Here is a 12,495-nt window from a genome sequence, read left to right on the forward strand (position 1 = left end):
TGCTGGGGGAGCCGTGCGGGGTGACCCACGGGTTGGGGGACCCGGCGGCTGGTGCCGCGGACCGGAGCTGCAGGGCGGGCCGCCACCCTCGCCGGGGTGGCGGCCCGCACTGGTGCTCTCAAAGTAGGACCTGAACCTGACGGTCAAAACCGTCAAGTTCTCTCAGGACTCCTCGGGGTCGGGACTCCAGACGGCCTGCCCGCCGCCGCGCCACTCGATCAGCAGCGGATCGTCCAGCCGGACGACGTCGGGGTCCAGGCCGGCCCGCCGCAGGAACTCGAGGAGGTCGCCGGATTTACCGAGCGTTGACGTGTTCGGATGGGGTGTGAGCTGGGGCTTTGCGTCACGTAGGCGTTCATGACGTTGGGAGCATCGACGCGCCTGGACAGTCGGAGCGCGCGAAGGCCCCACCAGCGGAATCTGGCGGGGCCTTCACATATGTGGTTGCTCTACTGACCTGAGTCAGTGGTTCGGAGTCAGGTAGAACGGCTGGCTACCGTCAACGCCCTCGAGATTCACCCGGCGGATGGCGGGGCTGACCGGCCCTGCGGTGCCAGCGGTGCCAGCGGTGACGAGGGCGAAGGCGCGGGCGAGGTCGCCCAGGGCAGCGGACGCCTGGCCGGGTTGCGTCTCCACCACACGCTGAGCTTCCTGGTCGATGGCCTCCAGGAGCCTGTCGCGGGCGTCGGCGACCGCGGGTGGCTGCTGCACCTGGATCACTGCGGGGGTCTGTGATGGGGCTCGCTGAATCTCCCCACCCGACGCTCGGGGGTCGGCCAGACCTGCTCACCGGGATTCCCCACCCCAGGCATGGCCGACCTAGACCGCCGCTAAGGCCCGCCGCCGGCCTACAGCGACGACGCCTATGGCCCACCCCAGCCGCGGCGGCGAGGTCGTCCAGCAGCGTGATGTCACCTCGGCCTCGGGTACTGGTCCTCGGTGCGGAGCGCTAACCGGCCGCTGCCCGTCCGCTCCGTACGAGGGCGAGCGGCGCCAACTGGTCGAGCTGGTCCGCGCGGGCCTGGTGGTCAGCCTCAGCCAGGCCACCTTCTCGCTGCCCCCGGCGTCGCCGTCCGCCCTGACCTCGCCGTCACCGGCGGTGGATCACCGCGCTGCCCGAAGCCTTGTCGTGCATGCCGCGGCGGTCCTTGCTGAGGTTGATCGAGGAGACGTTGGCGACACACAGCACCGGGATGCCGGTCACCACGAGGTTCGTGAGGTGCCGGGCGACGGCCGAGCCGTAGCCGATGCGCTCGCGGGTCTCGAAGTGCACTACTTCGAGGCGTAGGGCCCGCTTGCCCGGAGTCGCGCCCCAGCGTGACACGCTGAGCGGGGAATAGAGCAGGAAGAAGGCCGTGACCCAGAGGGCGGCGGTGGTTCGCCAGATCACACCGGCTTCACCGTCGGCGACAGCGGCGGCCGTGAGAATCCGGTCGAGACCGACCAGCGGAACGAGAATGACCGCGACAGCGATGACCAGGTCGATGGCAGTTGCCGCGCAGCGCGGCAGGAGACCCGCCGGAGAACCGGGACGGGCGTCCGGAGCCGCCTGGAGCCGACCGAGGTCGCTGCCGGAGGCCATGGAGTTGAACATGTCGATTTCGCGCATCGGCGGAATCCTACATTCCGTTGGTACGGAGAGTTCCCCGGCGGGGGCCGCCGTGGCCACCGCGGGGAATGCGATGGCCGCGGCGGCGTGATCATTTTTGCGATCGGTTCTTCCTGATCAATTCTTCTTGATCAGTCGTGCTTGGTCAGGCCGTCCGTCCAATCCCAGCCAGCAGCAACTGACTGAGGAACGAAGAGCAGCCCTGGGGAAAATTCGAGATCCGCATCATCTGCTGTACTCCCTCGTCTGCGGTGTCCGTGGGGGCCGCTTCACTGCTGGTCACGCGCCCTCCTTGAGCAGGTCTGTCGGCGTTCCGGCTGGTTTGGCCGGGTGTCTCGGCTAAGCGAAGCTGCTCGACTACGCATAGCGATAGAGCGGAATCGGGTCACGGGATCCGGCCATCCTGGACACGTGGCTGATTGAGGACTCGGCTTCGAGGCCGCGATCCGCTTGTCGGCAAAGCGGAGATTTGATCGAGCACCTTCAAGTCGTTTCGCCCGGAGTTGCCTGGTCGAAGTCGCGGATCTGCCCCATGAGCTCGCCGATCCGCCCTCGTCGACCATCTGGGCCGACGCCCAGTTCCCGACCTCCTTGGCCACCCCGACGCGGCCCCAGCGGCATCGGCACGCGGCGCTCGCCCTGGGCATCCGGCGGATTGACGACTACACGCGGGGCATGGCTCATCCCCTCACCCTGCCGGTACCCGGTCACTCCAGCACCCCGAGAGCGGTGTCGGGCTGGCAGTGGATACAGGCGGGCACGCCCTCGGCCGTGGCAAGGGCTTGTTCGGCCCGGCCGAGTTCGCCGCGCAGGTATGTGACCAGCGTCCGCAACCGAGGAAGGGCGGGCTGCAGGACGGACACGGTTCAGCTCCCGTACTGCGCCCGCCGCGCGGCCTTACACGCCTCGCACAAGGGGCTGGCCCCGACCCCATAACGGCACGTTGGAGCATGGCTTCTCTGCACCAACGCCGGTGAGGTCAGCTCAACGAATCGGTGGACGCGAAAGGACGTCAGCGCGACCCGCTGCTCCGGCTCGCGGAGAAGACCGGCAAGACCGCCTACATCAAGCACGCCACCGCCGTACGCAAGGCCGACGGCGAAGACACCGCTTACTCCACCCGGATGCGGCGGGGCGATCGAGTGAAGCGACGACCGCGCCCGTGATCAAACCGTCCCCCGGTGCGTTCCTGTCGTGCAGGCGTCCCGCGTGTACTGCGCCCCCGTCGCTTCGCGGGCGGAGCCGCAGCACGGCGACCTTCACACGACAGGAGAGACCATCATGGTCACGCACACGTTGAGGCGGCGGATGTCCGCCCTCGCCACCGTCCTGGGACTGGGTATCGCCCTCCCGTTCGCCCTGGGGGCGACCCCCGCGTCCGCCGCGGCACAGATCGACATCACGAAGACGCATTCCGGCAGCTTCCCCAGAGGCGGGCAGGGTGTCTACACGCTCACGGTTACCAACACAGGCGATCAGACGACCGTCGGCGGGACGATCATGCAGGACACCATCCAGCATGAAGGCGTGACCTTCGTCCAAGGGGAGACGGTCATCGACTCGGATGTGCTCATTTCGTGCGCCTTCGAGGGGGACAACAGGATCAACTGCGACAGCGATCCGCTGGGTCCCGGTGAGGGCTACACGCTCACTCTCACTGTCAACGTCGCCGAGGAGGGCCCGTGCCTCGTCGACAATTTTGCCGTGGTGCTCGTTCCCGGAAGCAACATCGCGGACAGGGTCAATGACCCCACCACCATCACCGGCGGTACCTGCGGCGGAGGCGACGGTGACGGTGACGGAGACGGGGGCCCCGTGTCGATCCTCCCCGTCAACCTCAACGGCGTCATCCCGATGTTCAACAACATCACCACGAACAACAACATCAACAGCCCCGACGCCAGCAACGTCAGCCGCCAGGATTTCGGACTGAACGCACCCTGACCGAGCAAGCCCTGCCCCGAGGCCTGGAACGCCGTACGTTGACCGTCCCACGTCTCGGGGCGCCATCAGCATGTGGATCGCCACGACCAACTTCCTCGCCGACCGCATCAGCTCCCTACACGCCTCGCCCGCGCGCTTGAGGAGTCCCGTCTCACCGAAGGTTGGTCAGTCTCACCGAACCTTGACCACTCGGCTGTTGTCTCATCGAACTTTGACCGCCGCAGGTCAAGGGCAGATCGCCCCGGGCCAGGCCGGCGCTACCTGGCCGGCTGACGCGCTGTCGCCTGCGGTCCCCGTCCTCGAGACGGTCCGGCTCGCTGTGGCCTTACGAACTCCTTTGCCGGGTCCTACCCTTGAGTCATGGACACTCAGCATCCCGGCTCGCTTGCGGAAGTTGTGTTACCCGTGACAGCCGGATGGCGGCTGCTGTTCGTGCGTAGCAGGGCCCGCGAGCTGGCTGCCGCGCTCGGCGGGAGCATCATTGTCCCCCCGGTGGTCGCAGCCCCACTTCTGCTGGGCGCTCTGGTGGCCGCCGTGATCTCGGGGAGCTCATTCGTCTGGGGCAGTTTCTGGGTCCTACTGACACTCACGGTCGTCGCGGTGGTCGTGCTCGCCGCGGCCATGCTGTTCGCCACGGTCTCCCTGACCGTGCGGTGGGTCGAGCTCCGCCCCCTGGGAACTCCGGCCCAGTTCGTGATCGCCCGCTTTCTGCGTTCGTCGACCACGGCGATGGCTGATCTGCAGCGAGTCGTCGTCATCGAGCGACTCAGTCTGGGACAGCGACGGTCGATCAAGGTGGTGTTTCACACCCGCAGCGAGACGGTGGAGTGCGAACCGGCGCAGTCCGCACCGCTCTCCCGGGTCGACGCACAGGCGCTGACCGACTGGTTGAGCGAGCAACTCGGCCAGGTCCAGGTGGCGGTGGAGCGTCAGACGGAGGTCAAGCGAGACTTCCTGCGTCCGGACGAGTGGTGGACCCCATTCCACACCGCAGAGCTGTGGAGGGTACCGGTCGGCGAGGTCGACGGCATAGCCGCCCAACGCGGCGTCGAAATCTATCAGTACACGCCCCGGGCAAACGCGATGTACAGCCCTGGCACTTCGGTCACCGTCTACGACCCGGGCCGGGCCTACGAAGTCGCCGAAGAACTCCGCGCGGAACGAGCCGCCGGCCAGGCCACCGACAGCACGGCAACCCCCGGCCCAGCCGAGGACGATGCACCGGATTCCCGCTGACTCAGTCGGGCCGGTCCTGAAGCTGTCCGGGGCTACCTCGCGCTGAACCGCGCCAGCGGCTCCGGTGACCCCTGGGCTTCCCCGGCGGGCAACTGCCTGCTGCTGGACCTGCGGACCGGCTGCTTCGGCGCCTCGTGCGGCACGGAGGGGGCCGACTGGGCCGCGCCCGCCACGGCCCTGGCCGCCCTGGACCGCACCGGCACCACCCAGCCCCGGCGGTTCGCCACCCCCAGAGCGCGACGGTGTACCTCTTCCTCGCCACGGCGCCCCGGCCCGCGCTGACGGTCGAGTACCGCTGGCGGACACGGGAACGGCCCGGTCCGGCACCACCCTGTGCGGTGCCGGACCGGCCGTCCGGTCGTATGTCGGTCCGCCGTCAGCGCTTGGGGCAGGCGGCCTGGGTGACCTTGCCGGGCCTGGCCGTCGACGTGCCGGGGTCCAGGGTCAGGCACTTGCCGGTCCACTGGTTGATGAAGTAGTAGCCGTGGGACTGGCCGTTGCTGTCGGTGTTGGTTGGCATGACGTTCCACAGCTGGCTGCCGGAGAACCACTTGGTCTCGCAGGGCCACCAGAAGAGCTGTGTGCCGTCGCCGGGCGGGGTCCCGTTGTTGTACGGGACGGTCAGGCAGGAGCCGTTGCCCGCCTTGATCCAGTAATAGCCCTTGCCGTCGTAGTTCGGCTTGGTGGCCGTCCACTGGTGGCTGCTGGGCGCCGGGTCCGCGCAGGCCCGCTGAGTGACCAGGCCGCCGGAGCCGTCGGGGAACTCGTCGCCGCGCACCATGCAGCGTTTGGTGCCGTAGGTGCTGACGTACTGCTTGGCGTCGTTGACGGTCCACACCGCCGGGTCGGGCTCGAAGACGTAGTTGTCGCGGTTGAGCTCATCGACCACCGACACGGGCGTGAGGCCCGAGTTGTCGGAGAGCTGGTAGTAGTCCACCGCGACGAAGTTCGGGTTGCGGCCGCCCGCGGCGGGCCGGCACGACTTCTCGATCCGGCTCTTGAGCTGGGTGCCGTTGTCGATCTTGGCGTAGGCCTTCGGGTCGGGGTTGTCCGAGCTGAACTGGTTCATGGTGAACAGCGGGGTGAGGCCGGTCGTCCCCGGCATCGGGTTCGTGTTCAGTGTATTGCCGTTCCGCGACTCGCAGCCGAACGGCTGCCCCAGGCCGTAGCTGTACCGGTTCTCCACGGTGTGCGACCAGGTGTTCATCAGGGTGCCGGAGCCGGCGGCCACGTCACCCCAGCTGTCCTGGAAGATCACCAGGCGCTGGTTGGCGGAGACCATGTCCTTCAGCCGCGGCCAGTTGCTGCTGAAGATGCCCCAGTCGTTCTGGTCGAAGAGCATCTTGCCGGCGCCCTTGGCGTCCAGCAGGTCGGTGACCGTCTTGCTGACCGTCTCCTTGCTGGCGTAGTTCTCCAGGAACAGGGTCACCACTTCCTGCGGGTTCTTCTGCAGGAAGTTCACGACGGTCAGGAGCCCGGCCTTGAACTCGTCGTAGCACACGCGCACATCGGGGCTGGTGCCGTGGCACATCTGCACGGGCCCGGTGCCCCGGGAGTCGTACGTGTCGAGCATCAGGCCCCGCACGCCGCCCTCGAGCTGCTCCTTGATGCTCTGCGACTGGTTCGGCGGCACGGGCCAGTGCATGTCGCTGTTGGCGTAGGCGTTGTGCGAGGTCACGAACGACCATTGGTGGTAGCGCGCGTTCCCGTACTTGCTGCTCGCCGCCGCCGCCCCCGTGGGAGCCGTCAGCACCGAGGCCAGGACGAGGAGCGCGAGCGCCGGCAGGGCGAGCAGGCGCAGCAGGCGAGCACGCCGGTCGGCGCCCGGACGGGGCGCGGTACCACTGGTTCTCATTGTGAAATTCCCCTGGTAGAAACGGCCGCCGGCGTCCGCGGGCGCGGTACGGAGGCGACCGGGTGTACGGAGGTCCCCCGCGCCCGGCGCGCAGCCGCATGCGGAGCGGTGACGGACCGGCCCCGGGCGGTGGCTGGTCGGGCTCACTCCCGGGTCGCCCCAGCCAACCGCGGCCGGCCGATCCGGACCAGGCAGTTCCACCGGCAGAAGTACGGTCCGGCATACTTTTGCCGGATGAAAGGACCGGCGGACCGGCCGGTCCGCGCAGCACCGGGGGGACACACGCGGGCATGGGGACGGACACACCGGTCACCGGCGGGTTCGGCGAGCATCTGCTCCGCCTGCGCACGGACGCGAGGCAGAGCCAGGAGGAGCTGGCGCACGCGGCGGGGGTGAGCGTGCGGGCCGTGTCGGACATGGAGCGCGGCCGGTCCCGGGGGCCGCAGCGGCGCACCGTCGCGGCCCTGGCCGCGGCGCTGGGGCTGGACGCGAGCGGCACCGAGGAACTGGAACGGGCCGCCAGCCGGGGACGGCCCCGCGCGCGCCGGGCCGGAGGTGAGTCGGCGGCCAGCTCGTATGCGGGCGCTGGCCCGCCGGAGGAGGCCGGTGGGAAGCCGGCGGTCGGGCCGTCTGAAGGCGCCGGCCCGGCGGGCGCTACCGCCCCGGACCGCTCCTTCCGCCACACCCTCGCGCTCCCGCGCGACCTGCGCGACTTCACCGCCCGCGGGCCCGCCCTGGCGCGGCTGGCGGCCCTGGCCGAGCAGTCCGACCCCGACCGTCCGCCGGTGGCGGTGGTCTGCGGGCAACCCGGCCTGGGCAAGACCGCCTTCGCCGTGCACGCCGCCCACACCCTGGCACCCCACTTCCCCGACGGGCAGTTCCACCTCGACCTGCGCGGCATGGACCTGCAACCCACCCCACCCCGCGACGCCCTCGCCCGCCTGCTACGCGCCCTCGGTGCCACCGACGTACCCGCCGACACCGATGACCGCAGCGGCCTCCTGCGCTCCCTCCTACGCGACCGACGCGTCCTGCTCCTGTTGGACAACGCCGCGGACGAGGACCAGGTGCGGCCCCTGCTGCCCGGGGAGGGCGCCTCCCTCACCCTCATCACCAGCCGCCGCGCCCTCGCCGGCCTCGAAGCCGTCCACCGCACCGAACTCGCCCTGCTCCGCCGCGAAGAAGCCGTCGAACTCCTCACCCGCATCATCGGCGCCCACCGAATCACACAAGAAGCACAAGCCGCCCGCGACCTCGCCGAACTCTGCGGCCACCTCCCCCTCGCCGTCCGCATCGCCGGACAACGCCTCGCCGCCCGCCCCACCGAACACATCACCAAACTCGCCACCCAACTCGCCGAACAAGGCGGTCGCCTCGACACCCTGAAGGCCGGTTCACTCGAGGTCCGGGCCGCCTTCGCCCTCTCCTACCGGCAACTGAGCCCGCAGGCACAGACCGTCTTCCGACGCTCCTGCCTGGCCGACGGCCCCGACTTCAGCCCCCAGACCGCCGCCCTACTGGCCGACCTGCCCACCCGCACGGCCGCCCGGTATGCCGAGGACCTGGTCGACGCCGGCCTCCTCCAGTCCCACCCCACCGCTGACCGCTACCGCTACCACGACCTCCTGCGCCTGTTCGCCGCCGAGCAGTTGGCCGAGGAGGACGGGCCCGAGGAGATCGCCGCCGCCGAGGACCGGGCCGCCCGCTGGACGCTGCGCCGGGCCACCGCCGCCGCCCTGCACTTCGAGGCCGAGTACGGGTCGGCCGCCGAGCAGGGTGACACGGAATGCGACCCCGACCCGGCCACCGCGCCGGTCGGCCGCGACCGGGCCCGGGCCTGGCTGGAGGAGGAACGGGCCCAGTGGCTCGGGGCCCTGCGCCACGCCCAGTCGACCGGCCGTCACCGGCAGGTTGTCGACGCGGCGGAGGCGATGCACTGGTTCTCCGACGCCACCATGGACTGGGAGCTGTGGGCCGAGGTGTTCCGGCGGGCCGCTGACTCCGCCCGGGCGCTGGGCAGCACCCGTGAGGTGGCCGTGCAGCTGAACTACCTCGCCTGGGCCCGCAACATGTGCGTCTTCGACTACGTCGGAGCGCTGGCCGCCGCGGACACCGCTCTGGAGGCGGCCCGGGAGGCGGGCGACGAGCTCCAGGTGGGCTGGGCTCTGGGGTACGGCGCGGGGGCGCTCCAACGGCTCGGTCGGATCGGGGAGGCCGTCGCCCGGCTGAGGTCGTCGGTCGCCCAGTTCGCCGGGCTGTCCTGCGGTGATAGCAGGCTGGCCGAACTGACCGCCCTCAATGCGCTGGGCCAGGTCCTGCGCATGGACGGCCGACCTGAGGAGGCACTGGCCATCCACCGCCGCAGCGAGACGCTCTGCCGGGCGGGCATCCCGGGGCGGTCGACCGGAGTGAGCAATTCCTACCTGGCCCTGGTCAGCCAGAACGTCGGCAACGACCTGGCCGCGCTCGGCCGGTGGAGCGAGGCGGAAGCCCCGCTGCGTGAGGTGCTGACCCTTCGTGCGGCGAACCCGATGTCCTTCTGGAGCGAGACCGCCCGGCTCGAGCTGGGTGTCGTCCTGCGGCACCTCGGCCGTCACGAGGAGGCACGGGAAACCCTGACGGCCGCCCACGAAGCCCTGGTCCGGCTGAACCACCCCCGGCAGCTCGAAGCCGCCGCCGAGCTCAGCACCCTGGAAGCCGCAGCCAGCACCGCTTAGTGGACGTCTTATCTGTATGACTGAGCAACACAGAAGGGCCCGTACTCCACGCACGCGCGTGGAGTACGGGCCCTTTCGTGCTTTCAGCCCGGAGCCGGCCAACACCCCGGCACAGGACAGAACGCGGACACCTACCGAGCACACCCAGGCCAAATCGCCAACCAACCCCAGCTTCCCGGTCCCACCGTGCCGGGCCGTGGCGGACCCCGGCCAAAGTTCAGTGAGATCGGTCAAAGTTCAGTGAGACGGGACACGTATGTCTGGTGGCACAGTGCAGTGACGGAGGGGCTGGTCACGCCCTGGGCCGCGCGGCACAGCTCGGCCATGTCCGCAGCTCCCGCCCCGGATGCGGGCCGCACCGGACGCCGGGGTGCGGGTGCGTGGGCGCTCGGCCGGGCCTTTGCCTTGGGCTTGGGCTTGGCGGCGGGGCGCACGTAGCGCCTCGGTGCCTTGCGCGGCTGTGCCGCGGCCGTCCGACGGGGTGCCGGCTCGGCGTGCCTGTCCTGCCGGGATGCCTCGCGGCCAGCGGGGGCTGGTCGGTGGGCGCCGACTGTACGGTCCGTCTCGGGAACGGTGTCGGCCGGGGCGGTGGGGGCGGGTTCGGGCAGGCGGGAGAGGGGCAGCGCCGGCCCGGGGCCCGGCCGTGCGGGGCGCGGTTCGGCGGGTTGCTTGTGGTCCGCAGGCACCTCGGCGGAGGAGACTCCGGCGGGCCGGGTGGGGCCGGGTGGGGCCGGGTGGGGCCGGGTGGGGCCGGGTGGGGCCGGGATGGACGGTGACGCATCCGGAGGCCGCGAGCAGGGCGGCGAGGAGCAGGGGCAGGGACCAGCGGCGCATGCCGCCACCGTGCCGCACATGGGCTGTCCAGTCCGCCAGACGGGCCCGTGGGCCCTTCGGACGGATGACGTTCCGAGTGCCTACAGGGCCCGTTCTGCCCGGTCCGGACGTAGCTCGGCCGGATTCAAGATCGTTGGCTGGGCATGAACAACACCAAGCGCGTACTTGCTGCTGTCGCCCTCGCGGGGGCCGCGTCCCTCGGTGCTTTCGCCTCTTCTGCCAGCGCCGCAACCGATCCCGTCCCGCCCGCTCCGGCTTCGCCGGACTCGATTGCCGTGGCCCCAGTCGCTTCCATCCCGGCCACTCCGGTTACCCCGGACTCGACCAAAGTCGACATGACCGAGCTGGTGAAGACCCCGGGGGACAGGCTGCAAGATGATCCGTTTGATCAGATGCGTACGTCTGTCCACGACAAGATCATTGCGGATGTCCAGGAAGGCCCTGTGGCAGGAGCCAACGAAAGCATCTTTGAGTAGAACTCTCCCAGCGGCCCCGAAGCACTTGTACGTTTGACGGTCGGCACAGTGATCGCACGTTGTCCTCGATGGCGAACTGCTGGTCTGGGATGCCGAGGCGGGCCGGCTCTCGTTCGAGGGGTTGCAGCGCCGGGCGGCGGCCCGGGGCCGCACCGCCCCCGGCCTGGTGGCGCGGTGGCCGGCCTGCTTCGTGGCATTCGACGTGTTGCAGCTGGACGGGGTGGAACTCCTGCCGCGCCCTTACCGGGAGCGCAGGGCGCTCCTCGAGGAGTTGTTCACCGGGCACGGGCTGTCGGCCCCGTGGACGCTGTGCCCGATGATCACCGACCTGGCCACGGCGCGCGAATGGCTGGAGTCCTGGACCGATGTGTCCGGAGTCGAAGGAATCGTGGCCAAGGGCCTGAACCAGCCCTACCGGCCCTCCGCACGCGGCTGGACCAAGGTCCGCCGCCGCGACACCACCGAAGCGATCATCGGCGCGATCACGGGCACCCTCGCGCGGCCGCAGCTCCTCGTCCTCGGCCGCCACGACCCTGCGGGCCGCCTGCGCGCGGTCGGCCGTACCATCCCACTGCGCCCGGAACAGGCCCGGCAAGTGGGCGAGCACCTGGCCGCCGCCGACCCCGGGCACCCATGGGAGGGTGTGCGGTTCGCATCGACGTGGGGGAGCCGTGACGTCCTGGACGTGGTGCTGGTCCGCCCGGACCCGGTCGCGGAGGTCAGCGCAGACCGGGCCGTGGACCGGGGCGGGGAGTACCGGCACCCGATGCGGTTCAAGCGCCTGCGCCTGGACGTCACGGCCGAGGACGTTCCCCGGTTCGGGCAGGGTCCGGCTGCGGCGGCCGGCTGACCGGCGCATCCTGCTGCCGGTCTCCTCGTTGGCCGGGCATGAAGATCCTTGCTTCCTCCACACTCGCTGTCGCGGCCCTGCTCCTGGCCGCCGTTCCCGCCTCAGCCGACGACACCCCCAGCGGGGGGAAGGGCGCTATCGGGCAAGGCAGCTCATCGCTCGGCTTCGGGAGTTCCGACTCCGGGGACAGCGGTGGTGGCCACGTGTCCTCAAACCACCACCTGACGGAGACGGGCGAGCCGGGGGCCCTCTCCGACCTGGTCAACAACCTGAGCAACCCGCAGCCGCAGTGAACTAGTCCTGAGCTGGCCGACGGCGTCGACCGTCGTCCTGCGGCCCGCCTGAGCGGGCTTCTCCGATAACCCCCAGCGCGGGCCGCCACCATCCGGTGGCGGCCCTGTCGTGTGTCCGGGCCCGCCTCGGGACACCCCCGCAGGGGTGAATTTTCCCCTCGCGTACGCGTAGGCGGCTTGTGCGGTGTGCCCCCAACTCGCCCCAAAATCATGGCTATTGACAGCAAACGGGATCTGTGACCGAGGATCGTAGTCGGCAGGTGAAGCTCTCTTCGGTGCAGGTCGCCGGCAGGTGGAGGGAGCTGGTTGGCGGATCTTGAGGGCGATTGTTGGCGGGGCCGGGCTCCGTCTTGGTCACGATGCGTGACTGATGGTGACGACCACCTGTCTGGCGTGCTCCTCGAGGGCCGTGCAGAGCCAGGAGGCGGGGACGGGTGGTTCTTGCGATTCCCAACGCCTGAGCTTCTTCGTCAGGTGTGGCATATCTAGCGAGAGTGTTCGGTCGTGGGGCCGCATTGGTGGCTGGAAGACTGGTGCGAGAGCGAACTCGCTTCCCGTGATGTAGCTCCAGACGAAGGCGGATGCGCACTCTCGGGTGTGCTCCTTCGGCTTCCGACCTCGCCCTGGAGGGCCCGAGCCGGGTGCCCCTCCCGGAACCCCGTCTCGGCCTCCAGCACATGC

The 12,495-nt window shown here is 70.0% G+C and carries 10 protein-coding genes and 1 pseudogene; 6 read left to right on the top strand and 5 right to left on the bottom strand.

Translation table 11 applies throughout. From position 1 onward, the window contains the following. Positions 1–462: 462 nt before the first annotated feature. The 4 genes from AB0D94_RS19775 to AB0D94_RS19790 form a co-directional block, all read right to left on the bottom strand. Positions 463–720: a hypothetical protein gene (locus AB0D94_RS19775; RefSeq protein ID WP_362053240.1), complete on the bottom strand. Its 258-nt coding sequence runs from the start codon at positions 718–720 to the stop codon at positions 463–465. A 370-nt stretch (positions 721–1,090) separates the two neighbouring features. Next, entirely contained in the window at positions 1,091–1,609 is a 519-nt protein-coding gene (locus AB0D94_RS19780) for an RDD family protein (RefSeq protein WP_362053243.1), read from the bottom strand. Positions 1,610–1,754: 145 nt separating this feature from the next. Then, a complete protein-coding gene (locus AB0D94_RS19785; protein ID WP_362053246.1) occupies positions 1,755–1,892 on the bottom strand; it encodes a hypothetical protein in 138 nt (45 codons plus the stop codon). 424 nt (positions 1,893–2,316) lie between these two features. Beyond that, complete coding sequence (locus AB0D94_RS19790; protein WP_362053249.1) at positions 2,317–2,472, bottom strand: hypothetical protein; 156 nt, start codon at positions 2,470–2,472, stop codon at positions 2,317–2,319. Between the two features lie 132 nt (positions 2,473–2,604). On the opposite strand from AB0D94_RS19790, the gene AB0D94_RS19795 reads away from it, so the two are divergent. The 3 genes from AB0D94_RS19795 to AB0D94_RS19805 all read left to right on the top strand — a co-directional run bounded on the left by AB0D94_RS19795 (position 2,605) and on the right by AB0D94_RS19805 (position 4,789). Then, positions 2,605–2,775 (top strand): hypothetical protein, encoded by a 171-nt coding sequence (locus tag AB0D94_RS19795; protein ID WP_362053252.1) that lies wholly within the window; start codon positions 2,605–2,607, stop codon positions 2,773–2,775. A gap of 115 nt (positions 2,776–2,890) precedes the next feature. Further along, the gene (locus AB0D94_RS19800; protein ID WP_362053255.1) at positions 2,891–3,553 is read left to right on the top strand and encodes a hypothetical protein; all 663 of its coding nucleotides are present in this window, start codon (positions 2,891–2,893) and stop codon (positions 3,551–3,553) included. Positions 3,554–3,913: 360 nt separating this feature from the next. Then, positions 3,914–4,789 carry a hypothetical protein gene (locus AB0D94_RS19805; RefSeq protein ID WP_362053258.1) on the top strand — a complete coding sequence of 292 codons (876 nt, stop codon included), beginning with the start codon at positions 3,914–3,916 and terminating at the stop codon, positions 4,787–4,789. A gap of 376 nt (positions 4,790–5,165) precedes the next feature. On the opposite strand, the gene AB0D94_RS19810 is transcribed toward AB0D94_RS19805, so the two are convergent. After that, entirely contained in the window at positions 5,166–6,644 is a 1,479-nt protein-coding gene (locus AB0D94_RS19810) for an RICIN domain-containing protein (RefSeq protein WP_362053261.1), read from the bottom strand. Positions 6,645–6,934: 290 nt separating this feature from the next. Between AB0D94_RS19810 and AB0D94_RS19815 the strand changes: the two genes are divergently transcribed. From AB0D94_RS19815 to AB0D94_RS19825, 3 genes and pseudogenes are all read left to right on the top strand, one after another. Then, complete coding sequence (locus tag AB0D94_RS19815) at positions 6,935–9,361, top strand: helix-turn-helix transcriptional regulator (protein WP_362053264.1); 2,427 nt, start codon at positions 6,935–6,937, stop codon at positions 9,359–9,361. 977 nt (positions 9,362–10,338) lie between these two features. After that, a complete protein-coding gene (locus AB0D94_RS19820; RefSeq protein WP_362053266.1) occupies positions 10,339–10,671 on the top strand; it encodes a hypothetical protein in 333 nt (110 codons plus the stop codon). A 67-nt stretch (positions 10,672–10,738) separates the two neighbouring features. Further along, positions 10,739–11,521 (top strand): annotated as a pseudogene (locus AB0D94_RS19825) (ATP-dependent DNA ligase); the annotation flags it as partial. Positions 11,522–12,495: the final 974 nt, after the last annotated feature.

Origin of the sequence: Streptomyces sp. NPDC048255 (genome assembly GCF_040652415.1) — a bacterium.
Classification (GTDB): domain Bacteria; phylum Actinomycetota; class Actinomycetes; order Streptomycetales; family Streptomycetaceae; genus Streptomyces.